The organism is Hyphomonas atlantica corrig. (assembly GCF_017795365.1).
Classification (GTDB): domain Bacteria; phylum Pseudomonadota; class Alphaproteobacteria; order Caulobacterales; family Hyphomonadaceae; genus Hyphomonas; species Hyphomonas atlantica.
Genome location: NZ_CP051254.1, coordinates 1,731,567 through 1,749,215 on the forward strand (window position 1 = coordinate 1,731,567; position 17,649 = coordinate 1,749,215).

Sequence of the window (17,649 nt, forward strand, 5' to 3'; positions counted from 1 at the left end):
GCCGGGCGTGTTCCGAATGGCAGCATTAAGTTTCATTTGAAACCAACTTGTGGCTGCGATATGTTGGGAGCATGAGCGAACCAGTCTCCAAAAACCGCTACCATGATGCGCCGAGGGCTACAGATTTCACGATCGACCAGGCTTGGGACACCTATAGCTCTGCAGAGCATGACCGGTGGACGCGCCTGTTTCGACGTCAGCGCGAAATCGCGAAAGGCCGCGCGTGTGACACCGCATTGAAGGCCATGTCAAATCTCGAGCTGTCCGCGTCGGGGATCCCGCATATGGGAGAATTGTCAGATAAGTTGGAGAAGCTGACAGGATGGCGTGTGGTGCCGGTTGCGGAATTGGTGCCGGACGAAATATTTTTCGATCATTTGGCAAACAGGCGTTTTCCAGCCGGCGCCTTTATCCGGCCGGAAGCGGAATTCGACTATCTACAGGAACCGGACATCTTTCACGACATTTTCGGTCACGTGCCATTGCTGGCAAATCCGGTATTCGCCGATTTCATGCAGGCTTATGGCAAGGGTGGGCAGCGCGCCATGCAGTTGGGTCAGTTGCACAATCTGGCCAGGCTATACTGGTACACGGTCGAATTTGGGCTGATCCGCGAAGGCGATGATCTGCGAATCTACGGTGCGGGCATTCTTTCCAGCCCAAACGAGACTGTGTTCGCGTTGGAGGATGACAGTCCGAACCGGATCGCGTTTGACCTGCAGCGGATCATGCGAACCAAATACATTATCGACGACTTCCAGCAGACCTATTTCGTCATCGACAGTTTCGATGCGCTTCTTGATGCATGCTACAAGGATTTCGGGAATGTCTATCAGGATGTCAGAGACGCTGACGACATAGAGGCCCATGAAACGATACCGCAAGATGGTCTGATCCATCGTGGGACGCTCGATTATTTTCGCAACAAAGTGAAGGCCTGAAGGTGGCGGGACGGGGGGCGGTGATGGTTATTCCAGCACCCTCGGCGTGGCAGGGAGTGTCCAAGAGCCTTGACCGGACAGGGAAAAGCGAGGATCGCATAGGGCATGCATTACGTCCCCCGAATTCTCGTCACCGGCGGTGCCGGGTTCATTGGTTCCTTTCTATGTGAGCGTCTGCTCGAAACCGGCGCGGAAGTGCTCTGCGTCGACAATTTCTTCACGGGCCGCCGCAGCAATGTCGCGCATTTGCTCGACAATCCGAAATTTGAAGTCATGCGGCACGATATAACCGTGCCCCTCTTTGTCGAAGTTGACCAAATTTACAACATGGCCTGTCCGGCAAGCCCTGTGCACTACCAGTTCGATCCGGTGCAGACGACCAAGACCAGTGTGCACGGCGCAATCAACATGCTGGGCCTCGCCAAACGAACGCGGGCGAAAATCCTTCAAGCCTCGACGTCGGAAGTTTACGGCGATCCGGAAATCCACCCCCAGACTGAAGACTATTGGGGCAATGTAAATCCGCTAGGTCCGCGCGCCTGCTATGATGAGGGCAAGCGCTGCGCCGAGACGTTGTTTTTCGACTATCACCGGCAGCACGGCGTGAAAATCAAGATTGCCCGGATCTTCAACACATATGGGCCGCGCATGCACCCAAACGATGGTCGGGTCGTATCAAACTTTATTGTTCAGGCCCTGCGCGGTGAGGACATCACGCTCTATGGTGATGGCGAACAGACCCGCAGCTTCTGCTTCGTTTCAGATCTGGTCGACGGATTGATCGGCCTGATGAATACCGAGGAGGATGTCACGGGTCCCATCAATCTGGGCAATCCGGGGGAGTTCACCATCCGCCAACTCGCCGAGCAGATAATCGAGCAAACGAACTCCACATCGAAGCTCGTCCACAGGCCACTCCCACAGGATGATCCGCGTCAGCGCCAGCCAGATATTACACGTGCGAAGACGACACTTGGTTGGGAGCCGACAATTGCCTTGGCTGAAGGCTTGCGCCCAACGATTGAGTATTTCCGAAATGAGATTCGTGAGATGATCTAGCGAGTTGCGCGCCGTTTGCGTGGCGCAATTCGAAGGAATGGTGGGCCCGGCAGGACTTGAACCCGCGACCAAACCGTTATGAGCGGTCCGCTCTAACCAACTGAGCTACAGGCCCCAGCGGCCCGTTTTAGCGTGCTTCCCTGTCTTGGCAATGTGCGGAATGCTTTGCCAAATTTGTTTCTGCACCGTGTTGCTTGGCAGGCTTGTTGCATTGAACGGTTGCAATACCTAAACCGGCGGCTTCATGACAAGGGTTTCGAACTTCATGCAGGAACGATCAAGACATGTTCTGGTGCCTGGTGGCGCGGGATATATTGGCTCTCACACTTGCGTGGAATTGCTTCAGCGAGGCTACACACCTGTTATTGTAGACAATTTCGTCAATTCGAGTCTCGCTGCTGTCGATCGCATTTGCCAGATCACTGGCACGAATGACCTGCCTGTAATCGAGGCGGACATACGTGATACAGACGCCATGACCCGTGCCATGCAGGATCACAATTGCGTTGCGGTTGTCCATTTTGCTGGCCTGAAAGCCGTTGGTGAGTCGACAGCAGAGCCGCTTGATTACTACAGCAACAATGTGCAGGGCACGTTGAGCCTGTTGGAAGCCATGAAAAAGGCAGCGGTGAACCATATCGTTTTTTCGTCCTCTGCGACGGTATACGGTACGCCGGTCTCGTTGCCCTATACAGAGAGCCATCCGCTCGCCCCGACCAATCCGTATGGTATGACGAAATATGCCGTTGAGCTGATGCTGAATGACCTTGTTGCGTCCGGGGCGGGGATCAATGCAGGCATTCTGCGCTACTTCAATCCGATTGGCGCGCACCCGACAGGGCTGATCGGTGAAGATCCGAACGGCATTCCGAACAATCTGATGCCGTTCGTTGCTCAGGTTGCGGTTGGGCGCCGTCCGCGTCTCAGCGTGTTCGGCAATGATTATGACACGCATGATGGCACGGGCGTGCGAGACTATATCCACGTCGTCGATCTGGCTGAGGCGCATATCGCGGCGCTTGAGAAGCTCATGGAGACGCCTGACAGCTTCACCGTAAATCTTGGCTCTGGAAACGGCTATTCCGTTCTGGATGTGGTCAAAGCCTTCGAAAAGGCGAGCGGACGTGAAATTCCGTTGGAGTTCGTGGATCGCCGTCCCGGTGATCTGCCGGCCTATTGGGCCGATCCGGCCTATGCGTTGGAACTTCTTGGCTGGAAGACCCGTTTCAGTCTCGAAGATATGTGCCGGGACCAATGGGCATGGCAGAGCGGCAATCCAGACGGATATCCGCAACGCCAGAGCAGATCCGCCTGACGCGAGTTTGACACAATGCGCTGTTAGCTCTCGGTTACATGAATCAGAACCGAGGAGACTTCATGCGCAATTTCCGGACCCTGTTTATCGCCTCCAGCGCGCTTGCGTTGGCTGGTGCCTTGCCCGCCTGCGCCCAGATGCCGTCGCCATCGGCATCCAGCGGGACACAGCAGATGACCATTCACCCAAATTCGATCCAGCCTGAAACAACGCTCGATATTACCGCCAATGCAAAGGTCAAGCGCGTACCCGATACGGCCCACATTACAGCTGGCGTTCAGGAAGAGGCGGATACTGCCGTCGCGGCCATGCAGGCGCAGGCTGATGCCATGACCAGCATGATGCAGGCGCTCAAATCTGCGGGCATTGCCGACAAGGACATGCAGACGTCCAACATCTCGCTCAACCCCGTCTATGACTATGTGGAAGAAACGGACACGAACGGCCGCCGTAGTGGCAAACAGGTTCTGCGGGGGTATTCTGCATCGAACCAACTGACGGTGAAAGTAACCGATCTTGATACGCTCGGAGAAACGCTCGACAGCCTCGTCGCAGCGGGCGGCAATCGCTTCTCCGGTCTCAGCTTTTCGCTCGATGACCCATCCGGTGCACAAGATGAGGCGCGTCAGAAAGCGGTGGATGATGCGATGGCCCGGGCGGAGCTCTATGCCGATGCCGTGGGCATGAAAGTCGCCCGTATTGTGGGTATTTCCGAAAGTGGTGGCTTTGAACAAACGCCCATACCTATGGGCCGAATGGCTGCGATGGCCGAGTCTGCCGATATGAGCTCGACCCCGATTTCCGGCGGTGAGATCACGTATTCAGCGCAAGTCAGCATCCGCTTTGAGCTGACCAAATAGCCTGATCAGACATAGCCTTCGGCGAGAAGGTCTTTCATGTCGACAATTCCGACCGGGCGTCCATCTTCAACAACAAAGGCGTTGGAGATGCGATGCTCGGTCAGACGTTTGATGACTGCCGACATGCGCTCTTCAAGAGAGATCGTGCGGGGCGAAGCCGTCATGATCGAAGCTGCATCGGCGGTGAGCTTTCCGGCCAGCATCGCGCGGCGCAAATCCCCATCCGTCACCATGCCAACCATCACACCGGATCCGTCCAGCACAGCGGCGCAACCCTTCCGACCTTCGGAGATCGCCAGGATGACGTCTTCAACCGGCGCATTTTGCGACACGGACGGAATGTCGATTGTGTGCGCAGCCACATAGTCTCCAGCGGTTTGCAGCGAACGCCCCAGCTTTCCACCGGGATGCCGGAAGCCGAATTCTTCGCGTGAGAAACCGCGTCGAGCCATGAGGACAATCGTCAACGCATCCCCCAGCGCAAGCGCCATAGTGGTCGATGATGTGGGCGCGAGCCCGTTCGGGCACGCTTCTGCGACCGTTGGCAACGCTAACAGCACGTCAGATCCACGTCCCAATGTGGAGTCTGGCGCGCGGCTCATCCCGATGACGGGAACCTGGTTGCTTTTGCAATAGCGTAGCAGGTCAACCAGCTCGCGGCTTTCGCCTGAATAGGAAATGGCAATCACAACGGAGCCCGGCACGATCATGCCAAGATCGCCATGACTGGCTTCGGTTGGATGGAGGAAGAAAGAGGGCGTGCCGGTTGAAGCGAGGCTGGCGGCGATCTTCTGGCCGATATGGCCAGACTTGCCCACGCCCGCCACGATGATGTGGCGATCTGTGGCCATGATCAAATCGGCAGCACGTTCGATCTGTTCATCGAGTGCGGCTTCCAATTGCTCAAGGGCCTCGCGCTCAATGCGGATGACATTGCGCGCAATCTCGATATCGCTTTCACGGGTCACGGCTGATCGCTCCTGTATGCTGCAAGGCGTTCTGGGTCAGACCGCCAAGGCTGGCAAGGGTTGCGCGTCAGATAGGAAGGACAGGGCGCAGGCGCTACTTGGCCAGCTTCATTTGGCGCGCTTCATATTCCGCTACGCTCATGAACTCGCTTTTTGGCTCCGCAAAGTTCTCGACAGGGGTTTCCAGCTTCGCGTGGGCGGCCACTTCCGGTTCGGGTTTTGGCTCTGGTGACGTCAGCGTAGGGGCAGGGGTGGCGGCATTGTCTTCGCTGCCTTCTGCAATGATCACGCTCAGCGGTTTGCCATTCAGCATCGGCTCCGCAGCGGCATCCGGATGGATCGGCATCAGCACACCCGCGAAAGCGAGCTGGGTGTCATGCGCAGGGTCGTTCAGTGTCGTGAACGCGGCTTCGACCAGGTCTTCGACATGTGAGTTCCGGGACCGGGATGTGTTGCCGCCCAGCATAATGGCGATGATGCGCCGTCCGTCACGTTTGGCAGAGGTCATCAAATTGAAGCCCGACGCGCGTGTGTACCCGGTCTTGATGCCGTCAACGCCATCAACATTTCCGAGCAATTCATTGTGGTTCTTGTAGGTGCGGCCGGCCCACTGGAAGCTCTTGGACGAGAAATAGTGATAATAGTCAGCATGGTCGGTCAGCATCGCGTCTGCCAGGATGGCCAGGTCTCGCGCCGTACTCATTTGCTGGGAATCCGGCAGGCCGGATGCATTCCTGAAACGGGTGTTTTCCATGCCCAGAGATTTGGCCTTCACCGTCATCAGCTGGGCGAAGCGGCTTTCGGTGCGGCCCAGACGCTCGGCCACGACGACAGCAACGTCATTCGCGGATTTGCTGACCAGCGCGCCGATCGCGTCGCGAACCGTGATGGTGGAACCTGTGCGCAGTTTCAAATTCGATGGGGGCTGGCTTGCTGCGTGGCGAGAGACAACGAGACGCTCATCCAGCGAGACGTCGCCCGCCTTCAGCGCGTCGAACAGCATATAAAGCGTCATCACCTTGGTAAGGGAGGCCGGGTAACGGGCTTCGTCTGCGTTCCGGGCGTGCAGCACTTCATGCGTTTCGGCGTCCACCACGATGGATGCGTATTTCTCGGCAGAGGCAGTTTGGGCGTGCAGGCCTGCGACAAGCAGCGTCACTGCGAGAGCAAGTGCTTTGACAACAGGAAATTGTGCGAGCCGCATCGTGTTCTCTCCGAGAAATGAGTTAACCCCGAGCCCCGGGATCAACCTTAGAGTCCGGCAAATCAGTTGACCAGATGTTAACACAGACCCCTCCCTCACAATTCCGTAATCCCGTTTTACGGCTCTTTCTGGAGCCAGTGCAAAACATGTGCAAAATTTAAAATGCTGCACCGCACAAAAAATGTTGCAAATGCTCATTTTTTACGTTAGGTAAGATCATCCAGGGTGAAAGGATCCTCCTCATGGCGACAGCAAAGAAGACAGCTCCGAAGTCGGCTCCAAAGACGAAAGCGGAAGCACGTGTGGCAGATTCCGCTACGAAAATGATTGATGAAGGCATGGAACAGATGACAGGTTTTGCAGGCAAGTTCGGCGATTACGCTGAAGGCGGATTCAAGGCGTTTGCTGAACAAGCTGCCAGTTCCTCCGAAATGATGCGCACAATTGGTGCACGCAACATGGACTTTTTCGCGCGCACGCTTGAGCAAGGCGTCGAGGCGACTCAGTCGATGACGAGCGCGAAAGACCCGCGCGAGGCGATGGAAATCCAGTCCGGTTTCGCCAAGAGCCTGTTCTCGGCCTACACGTCTGAAATGAGCGCACAGGCAGAACTCTGCATGTCCGCATGGCGTGACGCGGCGAAGCCCTTCATGGCCTTCTCCGCAAAATAATCTCCTTTCCGCATTTCCGGGTTTGATGACAGACCGGAATGTAGAGTGGTGTAGACAGTACTGAGCCGGGCCTGATTGGTCCGGTTCTTTTTTGCCTGATATGCAGAATTTCCGGGGCAGGGCGCAGATTGCGCTGTGACTTCCGGCGACACGTGACTACATTCTGGCCATGAGCGATTTTCTGGACTTCAAGGCCCTTGAGCGGCCCAAATCACCGAACACCTATCTTGTTGCCCCTGCGGGCTTTGCGGATCAGGCAAAGCCGGACGAGGCCGGGCCGGTTTTTGACTGCAGCCCCGAAAGCCTGTTTGGCCGGGTCGAGGCCCTGATCGGCATGCGCAAGGATTGGCGCCTAGAGTCGCTCGATGCGCAGGCGGGGCGCATCTACTTCATCGCCGTGTCGAAACTGTTCCGGTTCAAGGATGATGTGAACATCGCCGTCTTGCCTGCCGAGGGGAAATCCACGCTCGCGATCTATTCGGCATCACGCATAGGCCACAGCGATCTGGGGGCTAATCGCAAGCGCGTACATGAGCTTCTCAGCAGCCTGCAGGTGACCTGATTTCAGGCAGTTTGTGTTTTTGCCGTCAATCCGCTCTTCAAAGTCGGACAAGAACGTATATCTTGTTACATATGAGCGGCGACCTGAATCATTCCCAATTGGATCCGGCACGGTTGAACCAGCCTGGTCCTGGCGACCCACCGGGGGGCGGGCAGACCGGTGATGAGGATGGTACAAACTTTGGCCTGTCCACCCAGACACGGGTGCGCACGAAAAAGCCGTCGCTCTATCGTGTGCTCCTGCTGAACGATGATTACACGCCGATGGAATTCGTCGTGTACATTCTGGAACAGTTCTTCAACCGCTCCAGGGAACAGGCCACACGTATCATGCTTCATGTCCACCAGAAGGGCGTGGGGCTGTGTGGGGTATATACTTACGAAGTGGCCGAAACAAAGGTCGCGCAGGTATTGGACCTTGCCAAACGCCATGAACATCCTCTCCAATGCGTCATGGAGAAAGACGACTAGAAACACTTATTCCGGAAGGCCAGCCACTTGCCACGTTTGTCCCCCTCCTTAGAGACCGCACTCGAAAAGGCCCTCACGTTCGCCTCAGAACGCGATCATGAATACGCCACACTGGAACACCTGCTTCTGGCGCTGACCGAAGATGAGCATGCCCGCGAAGTCATGGGCGCCTGCAAGGTCGACATCGAAGCGCTCAGTGCAGACCTCAGCCGATACATTGATGAAGAGCTTTCCAGCCTCACCGTTGATGAAGCGGAAGGCCGCGTTCAGCCCACGGCTGCATTCCAGCGTGTGGTGCAGCGCGCCATTCTTCACGTTGAAAGCTCCGGCCGGGACGAAGTGACCGGCGCGAATGTGCTCGTGTCCATCTTCTCCGAGCGTGAAAGCCACGCTGCCTACTTCCTGCAGGAGCAGGACATGACCCGCTATGACGCGGTCAATTTCATCTCGCACGGCGTCGCGAAACAGCCGGGCATGTCCCGTCAGTCGAGCCCGCGCGGGGCGGAAACCTCCGAAGAGGAACCCGTCAAGCAGGGCCACGAGGCGCTGGACGCCTATTGCGTGGACCTCAACGAGAAGGCCCGCTCCGGCAAGATCGACCCGCTGATTGGCCGTGACATGGAAATCAATCGCTGCATCGAGGTGCTCTGCCGCCGCAGCAAGAACAATCCGATCCTCGTCGGCGACCCTGGCGTGGGCAAGACGGCCATTGCCGAAGGCCTGGCCAAGAAGATTGTCGATGGCGAAGCGCCGGAAATCCTGGACGATGCCATCATCTGGTCGCTCGACATGGGTGCCTTGCTGGCGGGTACGCGGTATCGCGGTGATTTTGAAGAGCGCCTGAAATCCGTGATGAAGGAGCTCGAGCAACAGGAAAAAGCCATCCTGTTCATCGACGAAATCCACACCATCATCGGCGCGGGCGCGACGTCTGGCGGCGCAATGGATGCGTCAAACCTGCTGAAGCCTGCGCTGCAGTCTGGTGGCCTGCGCTGCATGGGATCGACGACGTTCAAGGAATACAAGCAACACTTCGAGAAGGACCGCGCCCTGTCGCGCCGGTTCCGCAAGATCGATGTGGTCGAGCCGACTGTTCCGGACACAATCAAGATCCTGACGGGTCTGAAATCCCGTTTTGAGGATTTCCACGGCCTGCGCTACACCAATGATGCGATCAAGTCCGCTGTGGAATTGTCAGATCGGTACATCACCGACCGCAAACTGCCCGACAAGGCTATCGACGTGATTGACGAGGCTGGTGCCACGCAATGGTTGCTGCCCGCCTCCAAGCGCAAGAAGACCGTCGGCCAGAAGGACATTGAAGCCGTGGTCGCCAAGATCGCCCGCATCCCCCCTAAACAAGTGTCTACGGACGATGCGGCTGCGCTCAAGTCTCTCGAGACCGATCTCAAGCGCGTGGTCTATGGCCAGAGCGAGGCCATTGAGGCGCTCTCGGCCTCCATCAAGCTGGCCCGTGCCGGCCTGCGGGAACCGAACAAGCCGATTGGTTCCTACCTGTTCACCGGCCCGACCGGCGTCGGCAAGACCGAAGTTGCCAAACAGCTTTCCTCCATCATGGGGGTTGAGATGTTGCGCTTCGACATGTCGGAATACATGGAACGGCACACTGTTTCCCGCCTGATCGGTGCGCCTCCCGGCTATGTCGGTTATGATGAAGGTGGTCTGTTGACGGATGGTGTGGATCAGCACCCGCACTGCGTCCTCCTGCTCGACGAAATCGAGAAGGCTCACCCGGACCTGTTCAACATTCTGCTACAGGTGATGGACAATGGTACGCTGACGGATGCGAATGGACGCAAGGTCGACTTCCGCAATGTCATTCTCATCATGACCACCAATGCCGGTGCGTCGGATGCGTCGAAGAATTCCATCGGCTTCGGTCGGGGCAAGAAGGAAGACGAGCAGGAAGAGGCGCTCAAGCGTCTGTTCACGCCGGAATTCCGCAACCGTCTCGATGCCACGATCACCTTCGGTGGCCTGACGCCGGAAATCATTGACCGCGTGGTGGAGAAATTCATCCTGCAATTGGAAGTCCAGCTGGAAGATCGCAACGTCTCCATCGAGATCACCAAGCCTGCCCGCGAATGGCTGGCCAAGCGTGGCTTTGACGCAGACATGGGGGCCCGGCCTCTGGCCCGGACGATCCAGGAGCACGTCAAGAAACCGATGGCGGAAGAACTTCTGTTCGGCGAACTCCAGAAAGGCGGTGTTGTCTATATCGACATCGACAAGGCGGACGACGAAAAGCTGGCCTTCAAATATGTGGCCGAAAAGCCGAAGAAGAAAAAGCCAGCCGCCAAGAAAGGCTCTGCCGAAGAGCCGGCCTAGGCGTTCGGACGCGATACGTTTCTGAAAGGGCTGCCCGTGGGGCAGCCCTTTCTCATTCTGGTGGCGTCGTTATCCTCCCCTCCAAAATCGGGAGGAAACCAGATGACATCAGCCGTCAGCGGAGCGAGCGATCCGAAATTCGCCGCCGTGAAGGAAGAGTTCGAGCGCAACTTTGCGGAGCGGGGGGAGGTCGGCGCATCAGTCTGCCTGTCGGTGAATGGGGAGACGCTGGTCGATCTCTGGGGCGGCATGGCCAATCCCGAAACGAATGACCCGTGGCGCGAAGACACGATCTCGATCGTCTTTTCCTGCTCCAAGGCGGCGACGGCCCTGTGCGCGCATATCCTGATCGACCGGGGAGAACTGAACCCCGAAGCGCTGGTCTCTGAATACTGGCCGGAATTTGCCAGGAACGGCAAAGAGAAGACGACCGTGCGCATGATGTTGAATCATGAAAGCGCGCTGCCCACGCTGAGAGATCCGGTCCGTCCCGGTGGCTTCACCGATTGGGACTACATGATCCAGCGCTTGGAAGACGAGGAAGCCTTCTGGGAGCCGGGAACACGAAACGGCTATCACATGATCAATTTTGGCTGGACGGTCGGCGAACTGGTTCGCCGCGTGTCTGGCAAGTCGCTGGGCACATTCTTTCGCGAGGAAGTCGCTGAGAAAACCGGCGCGCGATTTTGGCTCGGCCTGCCGGAGAGCGAGGATGTTCATATCGCGCCGATCATTCCCTACGCACCCAAGCCGGACGATCAGCCGACCGAGTTCGCGATCAAGCTGCTGACCGATCCGGATTCGATCCAGCACAAGAGCTTCATGAACAATGGTGGGTGGGACTTCAACGACCGTAAATCGCAGGCGGCAGAGATCGGCGGCGGGGGCGGCCTGTCGAACGCTCGCGGTCAGGTTGCGATGTACACACCCCTGGCGACAAATGACGGCACGCTGGTGTCACATGACCGACTGCAGGCGATGAGCATGGTCACAACGGCGACACAGCGCGACGCCACGCTACTCATTCCAACACGGTTTGGGCCAGGTTTCATGAAGTCCATGGACAATCGTGCGCTGAACGCAGGCCCCGGAACCAGCGTCATCATGGGCGATCGTGCCTTTGGCCATGTTGGTGCAGGCGGCTCAATTGGCTTTGCCGACCCCGAGGCGGGCCTCGCCTTCAGCTACACGATGAACCAGATGGGCAGCGGCATCCTTGTGAATGACCGCGCCCAGAGCCTGATTGACGCCGCCTATCGCAGCCTTGGCTATCGCACCAACGCGCCCGGCGTGTGGGTGAAATAGACGGACGTCAGATCAGCCATCATCATTGGCTTCGCCGATGCCGGTCGTCTGCAGTTTGCCAGCCTTGGCAGCTTGTGCCCGGGCAACGCCTTCACTGCGGGCGGGTGGGGCCATGATTTCCGGTGGGTCGGTTTCCTGCAGGTAGATCGTACGGCTCGGAAAGGCGAAGCCAGTGCCGGCCTTGTCGATAATCTCCATCACGGCGACCGCGAACTCTTCCTTGATCTCCAGCCATTCGCCCCAGTTCTTGGTGTGGGTGAAGGCATAGATCAGGAAGTCGATCGAGCTGGAATTGAAGCTGTCGACGCGCACGAACAGGGCGGCCTCTGGCGGCTTTGCGAAGCGTTCATCATTCCACAGCCAGGCTTCGATCTCATCGCGGATGTACTTCAGCTGGTCGACCGTGGTGCGGTATTCAACGCCGACCACCCATTTGATGCGGCGGTGGGTCATGCGGGAGAAATTGGTGACGGCGGCGTCTGACAGCGCGCTGTTGGGCACAAAGACCGGACTCTTGTCGAAGCGGCGCACCAGCGTTGAGCGGAAATTGATCTTCTCGACCGTGCCTTCAACCACGCCATCCACCTGAATCCACTCGCCGGGAATGAAGCGTTTCTCGGAAATGATGAGCAGGCCGGAAATCAGGTTCTTGAACAAATCCTGCGCGCCCAGGCCGACGGCGATGCCGAGCACCCCAAGGCCTGCCAGGAGCGGTGCGATCTGGATGCCCCATTGCTCCGCTACGGCGCCAAGGCCCAGCACGATCAGGATGATCTGCAATGCTTTCACCATCCAGTCGACTGCGGCGGGCGACAGGGCAGACCGGAGGCCGCGGAACAGGAACTCAAACGCATGGACGGCGCGAGACAGGGTCCAGAACACGGCGAGGGTGATGATCGAGCGCAGAATGCGCGTGGCGTAGACTTCTGCTTCGCCGGAAATGTTGGTCACCTGTAGCGCAATGTAGATGCCGATGATGACAGGAACGATTTTCAGCGGGGTCGAGATGGACTTCACCAGAGCGTCGTCGAATCCGGATTTCGTACCGGAGGCAAAGCGCATCACGGTCTTCACCATGATCCGGGCAAACAGGCCACGCACCATCATGGCAATCATGATGATGATCACAGCGATGGTGATTTCGCCATAGGTCAGCCCGTAGGCGCCATCATTCCAGACACTCGCAATGAAAGTCGCAGGCTCAAGGGCCCATTCCGGGGCGTTGTTGGCAAACCAGTCCGGCAGCTGGGTCTCGTCCATATTCGGGCTCCATCTGTTTGGCCGGGGCTGGCCCGGAAGGGGTGGAGTGCCGCTTGCTAATCTGAGTTATGCCATCTGTGAAGGTGCAGGGCTCAAGGCTTGATGTCGCGCCACTCCCCGGAGGCGAGATCGCCAAGCGTCCAGTCACCGATCTGAACACGAATGAGGCGCAGCGTGGGGTGGCCGACCGCAGCGGTCATGCGCCGGACCTGGCGGTTTCGTCCTTCGGTGATTGTCAGTTCGATCCAGCTATCCGGCACCGATTTGCGGTAGCGGATCGGCGGGGTGCGGGGCCAGAGATTGGCGGGGTCTTCCATACGACGCGCTTTTGCCGGCGCGGTGCGTCCATCATTGAGGTCCACACCACTGCGCAGGGCATCCAGCGCTGCGTCATCCGGCACGCCCTCTACCTGGGCCCAATAGGTTTTTGCCATCTTGTGCTTCGGATCGGAGATGCGCGCCTGCAGCTTCCCGTCATCGGTCAGCAACAGCAGGCCTTCGCTGTCTCGGTCGAGGCGGCCGGCAGGATAGACTCGCGGGACTGCCAGATAGTCTGACAATGTCTCGCGGGTGCTGGCCAGCGTGCCTTTGTCGGTGAATTGCGACAGCACATTGAAGGGTTTGTTGAAGGCGATCAGGCGCGTCATCGGTCTTGCTCATCTGGCAACAGGCCTAGGGCTGCGGCGGCAACGGGGGTGCGGATCCAGATCCAGCTACCCGTGCCTTGGCTCTCCCCGCCGGGCTCATCGGTTTCGATCCAGCCCATTGCGCGATAGAAGGCGCGGGCACGTGTATTCGCCGTGTTGCATTTCAGCGATAGCGAGCTGCCATATCTCATCATTGTGGCAACCATCAGAGACCGGCCAATGCCGCGGCGATGATAGTCGGGGTCGACAAAGAAATGGTGCAGGAAGTGTTCGGCGTCCCAGATGCTGGCAAATGCGACCGGACGATTGTCCTCTTCGGCGACCAGTATGCTTTCGCCTTCGGTCTGGCGATTGAATTCGGTCTTATCGATCCGCTCAATGCCGGCCAGCGGGAACACGTCCCGACTGGCGCGGAAAAGAATGGAGGCAAGTGCCTCCCGGTCTGATGAGACAGCGTCCCGGATCAAGAATTGACCACTTCGCGCAGAGTTTTCAGCGTGCGCAGCAGGCCTTCGGCGGATGAGATAGGCAGGCAGCTCGGTCCGTCGCACAGCGCCTTGTCGGGATCGGTGTGGAACTCAAGGAACACGCCGTCGGCACCTGCTGCGATCGCAGACTTGGCGATGATCGCCACGCCATCCCGGCGACCACCCGTCGATGCGCCCCCTGTGCGTGGGTCTGCGCCCGGCAGCTGGACAGCATGGGTCGCGTCGATTGTCACCGGGCAGCCAAGCTTCTGCATTTCCGAAATACCGAGCATGTCCACGACGAGATTGTTGTAACCGAAGCTGGAGCCGCGTTCGCACAGGATTACGCCGACATCTGCGGCTTCACCAATCTTGGAGACGATATTCTTGGTGTCCCACGGCGCGATGAATTGGGCTTTCTTCACCTGGACGATACCGCCGGCGGCAGCAGTGGCCTGAGCAGTCGCTACGACGAGATCGGTCTGACGGCACAGGAAAGCCGGGATTTGCACGATGTCCGCGATTTCGGCCACGGCTTCAGCCTGGCCAGGCTCGTGAAGATCGGTGCAGATTGGCACGCCCAGCTTTGCCTTCACGCTGGCCAGTGTGCGCAACCCGTCCTCAAGGCCGGGCCCACGATAGGATTTGATGGAAGAGCGGTTCGCCTTGTCGAAGCTCGCCTTGAATACATAGGGCAGCTCCAGCTGCTCGCAGATGCGCTTGAGCTCTCCACCGATTTCCAGGGCGAGGCCCTCATCTTCCAATACGTTCAGGCCAGCAATCACCGACAGGGGTTTGCCGGTACCAATGCTCCAGCCAGAGGTCTTGTGGGTCAGCGCGTTCATGGGGTGCTCCGCTAAGAAGTTTAGCGTGAGATAGCGCTGTTTCGGCCAAAACGTAACCCGGCGCAGTCAGGGCATATCAGAATCAAAGAAGCCGCCCTCTGGGGCGGCTTCCGTGAGTCCTCGGGACTCAGCAAGTTCGGCAGCGTTTCAGCATACCTTCAAATATCTCTATGCGCCGACAGGAGGCTGCTCCGGCCGGGCACCACAGGATATAAACTTGTTGATCCCTCTGGTTTTCTCACTCGACATGAATCACCTCCTTTCAAGCGTGCAACAGGCACGAACTTTGTCCAGAACCATCCCGGACGAATCAAAGTTAAGCATGATTTGCGCCATTACAAAGTTAACTTCCGGGCTTTTTTGGAAGACAATTTCGTGACGCACAAAAAACGCCCGGGCAGGGGGCCCGGGCGCTGTGGCTTGCTGATTTCGACAGGGCTGGAAATCCTAGTCGTAGGCCAGCGCGCCAACTACCAGGCCAATAATGGCCCCTGTTGCGACGGAGGCGAGCACAGCGTCGCCACTGCGATGATCGCGCACCCAGTAATGTCCGGGCGGCGGGGCATAGAGCCCATAGGTGTGGTAATCGGTAATATAGACCGTGTGCTGGTGCGGACGGTACCAGCCGCCGACATGGTAACGCGGCGTGTAGCCTTTCCGGTAATACGGGCCATAGGCGCGGCTGTATCGCGAATAAGCATGGCGTGGCGGAGCATAATGGCGGTACGCGCGCGGCGGGGCACGATAGGCGTGGCGCGGTGCAGGCTTGTAGTGATGCCGTTTCGCGTGGTGGCCTTTTTTGTAGTGGTGCTTGTTGCGATGGCCGCGATTGTAATCCCTGCGGTGATGATCATTGCGGTGTCCGCGATCTCCGCCGCGATGGCCCCCATCATGATATCCACCCCCGCGATGATGATCACCGCGGCCGCGATCTGCATAGGCCGCTGGGGCAGCGAGAAGGCCGATCGTCGCTGTGGCGGCCACCAGCGTGGTAAGGGTCTTGAAAAGTTTCATGGCAGGCTACGTCTCCGACTTGTCGCCCTGGAATGAACCTCCGGTCCGGGGCGGCCTGATCCCGCAGTTTTGCGGGCTGATGCAGCGAACCTAGATGTGCGGGGCTGAACTCTCGCTGAACACCATGTTAAGGAAACGCCATGGCCGAGTTCGGAGACATTCGTATCAACGACACGCTGACGCTGCCCGCCTGGGAAGTGTCGGAGGCGTTCGTGCGCGCGTCAGGGCCGGGCGGGCAGAACGTGAACAAGGTCTCGACGGCGGTCCAGCTGACCTGGCATGTCGAAGCATCATCGCTGCCGCCGGAGGTGAAGACGCGGTTTGCCAAGCTCTATGCCAATCGCATCACAAAGGATGGCCGGCTGGTGCTGGAGGCGTCCGAGCATCGCAGCCAGGCCCTGAACCGGGAAGCCGCGCGCAAGCGCCTTGCCGAAATGATCCTGCGTGCCAGCCGAAAGCCGAAGCGCCGTATCAAGACAAAGCCAACCTATGGCAGCGTCAAACGCCGCATCGCCGCCAAGAAACGTCGCGGGGAAATCAAGGCCTTGCGCGGAAATGTTGATCCAACGGACTAGGGCCGGTCAGCAACACCCGCCTACGGGCGCAGGGCCGCTGGATGCCTGTGTGTCCGCGAACACATCCGGGGCGGCGCAGCCCGGAAACAAGCCGAAATGGGTCTCTCCCTGGTCAACCACATCGAAATATGGGGCGAACCGCGTCTCCATTAGCATGGCGAGTGTGTTGCCACAGACGGGGAAGACGCGGCCGGCTTCGATCTCGTGCTCTGCATCAAGACGGAACACGGTTTCCATGCCCTCAATCCCGCCCTTGTAGATGACGGCCTGGCCGTAATCCTCACAGGCTGGCTCCAGACCGTCGAGCTTCATCAGGCGGGCGGTGACGGATGCAAACCGGATCGGCTCCACCCTTGCCTTGAGCACGGGGTCGATGATGCCGAGGCGGCGATGAGACACGACTCGCGGATCTGCAAATCCTGCTGCGCGCGCAATGGACTGGTAGTCGCCCCAGTACAGCGCTCCGGACAGGCATTCGCCATACAGGATGGGGTCATTCACCAAATCCTGCGGGATGCGGCGGTCGGCATACACATCAGAGAAGTAGAGTTCGCCACCCGGCTTGAGCAGGCGATGAGCCTGGCGGAAGACTTCAGGCTTGTCCGTGCAGAGATTGATCACGCAGTTGGAGATGATCAGATCGAAGGAGCCCGGTGCCAGGTCCAGTTCGCCCAGCTTCTCAAGCTCGCCTTTCACGAACCGCGTATTGGGCGCGGCAAAGCCGAACTTTTCCGCGTGCCAGTCTTCATGCGACCGCGCGATGTCCAGCTGTTCATCCGTCATGTCGACGCCGGTGACATGGCCGTCCGGACCGACGAGTTTGGCGAGGGCGAATACATCGCGCCCGGCGCCGCTGCCGAGATCGAGCACTTTCAGACCGTCCAGCGCCGCCGGAATGGCGAGGCCGCACCCGTAGTAGCGAGCGGCCACATCATCATGAACCGCAGCGAGAGCAGCCGATACGTGCGCGGGTGGGCGGGCATCTGTCGTGCAGGCGTCAGTCTTCAGGTCTGAAGACGAGGTCAGCGTTTCGCCGTAATAGGTTTTGACCACATCCTGCATCTGGTTCATGTCACGCTCCGTTTGTCATTTCGCCAGAGAGCCTAGGGCGCTGGATGTATTGTTTCCAGTCACGGA

The 17,649-nt window shown here is 58.5% G+C and carries 18 protein-coding genes and 1 tRNA gene; 10 read left to right on the forward strand and 9 right to left on the reverse strand.

The window, feature by feature from the left end; translation table 11 throughout:
• Positions 1-71: 71 nt before the first annotated feature.
• Together phhA and HF931_RS08540 are read left to right on the forward strand one after the other, a co-directional pair.
• Positions 72-941, forward strand: a complete 870-nt coding sequence (gene phhA, locus HF931_RS08535) for a phenylalanine 4-monooxygenase (RefSeq protein ID WP_273243123.1) — start codon at positions 72-74, stop codon at positions 939-941.
• Positions 942-1,046: 105 nt separating this feature from the next.
• Positions 1,047-2,000 carry a UDP-glucuronic acid decarboxylase family protein gene (locus HF931_RS08540; RefSeq protein ID WP_273243125.1) on the forward strand — a complete coding sequence of 318 codons (954 nt, stop codon included), beginning with the start codon at positions 1,047-1,049 and terminating at the stop codon, positions 1,998-2,000.
• A 38-nt stretch (positions 2,001-2,038) separates the two neighbouring features.
• Here the strand turns inward: HF931_RS08540 and HF931_RS08545 are convergent.
• A tRNA-Ile gene (locus HF931_RS08545) sits at positions 2,039-2,115 on the reverse strand.
• Between the two features lie 129 nt (positions 2,116-2,244).
• Between HF931_RS08545 and galE the strand changes: the two genes are divergently transcribed.
• Positions 2,245-3,315 (forward strand): UDP-glucose 4-epimerase GalE, encoded by a 1,071-nt coding sequence (gene galE, locus HF931_RS08550; RefSeq protein WP_273243127.1) that lies wholly within the window; start codon positions 2,245-2,247, stop codon positions 3,313-3,315.
• A 62-nt stretch (positions 3,316-3,377) separates the two neighbouring features.
• Positions 3,378-4,175, forward strand: coding sequence for an SIMPL domain-containing protein (locus HF931_RS08555; protein ID WP_273243129.1), 798 nt, complete (start codon positions 3,378-3,380; stop codon positions 4,173-4,175).
• Between the two features lie 5 nt (positions 4,176-4,180).
• On the opposite strand, the gene HF931_RS08560 is transcribed toward HF931_RS08555, so the two are convergent.
• Positions 4,181-5,143 (reverse strand): KpsF/GutQ family sugar-phosphate isomerase, encoded by a 963-nt coding sequence (locus HF931_RS08560; protein ID WP_273243131.1) that lies wholly within the window; start codon positions 5,141-5,143, stop codon positions 4,181-4,183.
• Positions 5,144-5,237: 94 nt separating this feature from the next.
• Complete coding sequence (locus HF931_RS08565) at positions 5,238-6,347, reverse strand: D-alanyl-D-alanine carboxypeptidase family protein (RefSeq protein ID WP_273243133.1); 1,110 nt, start codon at positions 6,345-6,347, stop codon at positions 5,238-5,240.
• A 242-nt stretch (positions 6,348-6,589) separates the two neighbouring features.
• On the opposite strand from HF931_RS08565, the gene phaP reads away from it, so the two are divergent.
• The 5 genes from phaP (at position 6,590) to HF931_RS08590 (ending at position 11,704) form a co-directional block, all read left to right on the forward strand.
• Positions 6,590-7,018, forward strand: coding sequence for a TIGR01841 family phasin (phaP, locus tag HF931_RS08570; protein WP_035555515.1), 429 nt, complete (start codon positions 6,590-6,592; stop codon positions 7,016-7,018).
• A 169-nt stretch (positions 7,019-7,187) separates the two neighbouring features.
• A complete protein-coding gene (locus HF931_RS08575; RefSeq protein ID WP_273013244.1) occupies positions 7,188-7,580 on the forward strand; it encodes a DUF1499 domain-containing protein in 393 nt (130 codons plus the stop codon).
• Between the two features lie 71 nt (positions 7,581-7,651).
• The gene (clpS, locus tag HF931_RS08580) at positions 7,652-8,050 is read left to right on the forward strand and encodes an ATP-dependent Clp protease adapter ClpS (protein WP_420537722.1); all 399 of its coding nucleotides are present in this window, start codon (positions 7,652-7,654) and stop codon (positions 8,048-8,050) included.
• 27 nt (positions 8,051-8,077) lie between these two features.
• A complete protein-coding gene (gene clpA, locus HF931_RS08585) occupies positions 8,078-10,399 on the forward strand; it encodes an ATP-dependent Clp protease ATP-binding subunit ClpA (RefSeq protein WP_273243136.1) in 2,322 nt (773 codons plus the stop codon).
• Between the two features lie 102 nt (positions 10,400-10,501).
• Positions 10,502-11,704 (forward strand): serine hydrolase domain-containing protein, encoded by a 1,203-nt coding sequence (locus HF931_RS08590; protein ID WP_035555521.1) that lies wholly within the window; start codon positions 10,502-10,504, stop codon positions 11,702-11,704.
• Between the two features lie 12 nt (positions 11,705-11,716).
• Here HF931_RS08590 and HF931_RS08595 read toward each other — a convergent pair whose 3' ends face one another.
• The 5 genes from HF931_RS08595 to HF931_RS08615 form a co-directional block, all read right to left on the reverse strand.
• Positions 11,717-12,964, reverse strand: a complete 1,248-nt coding sequence (locus HF931_RS08595) for a mechanosensitive ion channel family protein (protein WP_273243137.1) — start codon at positions 12,962-12,964, stop codon at positions 11,717-11,719.
• 92 nt (positions 12,965-13,056) lie between these two features.
• A complete protein-coding gene (locus HF931_RS08600) occupies positions 13,057-13,611 on the reverse strand; it encodes a pseudouridine synthase (RefSeq protein ID WP_035555524.1) in 555 nt (184 codons plus the stop codon).
• A complete protein-coding gene (locus HF931_RS08605; RefSeq protein WP_273243138.1) occupies positions 13,608-14,078 on the reverse strand; it encodes a GNAT family N-acetyltransferase in 471 nt (156 codons plus the stop codon). Before HF931_RS08605 ends, HF931_RS08600 begins: the two co-directional genes overlap by 4 nt.
• Positions 14,075-14,923 (reverse strand): 3-deoxy-8-phosphooctulonate synthase, encoded by an 849-nt coding sequence (gene kdsA / locus HF931_RS08610; protein ID WP_035555527.1) that lies wholly within the window; start codon positions 14,921-14,923, stop codon positions 14,075-14,077. Before kdsA ends, HF931_RS08605 begins: the two co-directional genes overlap by 4 nt.
• 447 nt (positions 14,924-15,370) lie before the next feature.
• Positions 15,371-15,937, reverse strand: a complete 567-nt coding sequence (locus HF931_RS08615) for an RcnB family protein (protein WP_273243139.1) — start codon at positions 15,935-15,937, stop codon at positions 15,371-15,373.
• Between the two features lie 140 nt (positions 15,938-16,077).
• Between HF931_RS08615 and arfB the strand changes: the two genes are divergently transcribed.
• A complete protein-coding gene (arfB, locus tag HF931_RS08620) occupies positions 16,078-16,512 on the forward strand; it encodes an alternative ribosome rescue aminoacyl-tRNA hydrolase ArfB (RefSeq protein ID WP_273243140.1) in 435 nt (144 codons plus the stop codon).
• 6 nt (positions 16,513-16,518) lie between these two features.
• Here arfB and HF931_RS08625 read toward each other — a convergent pair whose 3' ends face one another.
• Entirely contained in the window at positions 16,519-17,574 is a 1,056-nt protein-coding gene (locus HF931_RS08625; RefSeq protein WP_420537734.1) for a methyltransferase domain-containing protein, read from the reverse strand.
• Positions 17,575-17,649: the final 75 nt, after the last annotated feature.

What these genes read in the sequence shown, in the direction of transcription:
- phhA (WP_273243123.1), top strand. Translation starts at nt 72, where the DNA reads ATGAGCGAACCAGTCTCCAAAAACCGCTACCATGATGCGCCGAGGGCT.
- HF931_RS08540 (WP_273243125.1), top strand. Translation starts at nt 1,047, where the DNA reads ATGCATTACGTCCCCCGAATTCTCGTCACCGGCGGTGCCGGGTTCATT.
- galE (WP_273243127.1), top strand. Translation starts at nt 2,245, where the DNA reads ATGACAAGGGTTTCGAACTTCATGCAGGAACGATCAAGACATGTTCTG.
- HF931_RS08555 (WP_273243129.1), top strand. Translation starts at nt 3,378, where the DNA reads ATGCGCAATTTCCGGACCCTGTTTATCGCCTCCAGCGCGCTTGCGTTG.
- HF931_RS08565 (WP_273243133.1), bottom strand. Translation starts at nt 6,347, where the DNA reads ATGCGGCTCGCACAATTTCCTGTTGTCAAAGCACTTGCTCTCGCAGTG.
- phaP (WP_035555515.1), top strand. Translation starts at nt 6,590, where the DNA reads ATGGCGACAGCAAAGAAGACAGCTCCGAAGTCGGCTCCAAAGACGAAA.
- HF931_RS08575 (WP_273013244.1), top strand. Translation starts at nt 7,188, where the DNA reads ATGAGCGATTTTCTGGACTTCAAGGCCCTTGAGCGGCCCAAATCACCG.
- clpS (WP_420537722.1), top strand. Translation starts at nt 7,652, where the DNA reads ATGAGCGGCGACCTGAATCATTCCCAATTGGATCCGGCACGGTTGAAC.
- HF931_RS08590 (WP_035555521.1), top strand. Translation starts at nt 10,502, where the DNA reads ATGACATCAGCCGTCAGCGGAGCGAGCGATCCGAAATTCGCCGCCGTG.
- HF931_RS08595 (WP_273243137.1), bottom strand. Translation starts at nt 12,964, where the DNA reads ATGGACGAGACCCAGCTGCCGGACTGGTTTGCCAACAACGCCCCGGAA.
- HF931_RS08600 (WP_035555524.1), bottom strand. Translation starts at nt 13,611, where the DNA reads ATGACGCGCCTGATCGCCTTCAACAAACCCTTCAATGTGCTGTCGCAA.
- kdsA (WP_035555527.1), bottom strand. Translation starts at nt 14,923, where the DNA reads ATGAACGCGCTGACCCACAAGACCTCTGGCTGGAGCATTGGTACCGGC.
- HF931_RS08615 (WP_273243139.1), bottom strand. Translation starts at nt 15,937, where the DNA reads ATGAAACTTTTCAAGACCCTTACCACGCTGGTGGCCGCCACAGCGACG.
- arfB (WP_273243140.1), top strand. Translation starts at nt 16,078, where the DNA reads ATGGCCGAGTTCGGAGACATTCGTATCAACGACACGCTGACGCTGCCC.
- HF931_RS08625 (WP_420537734.1), bottom strand. Translation starts at nt 17,574, where the DNA reads ATGCAGGATGTGGTCAAAACCTATTACGGCGAAACGCTGACCTCGTCT.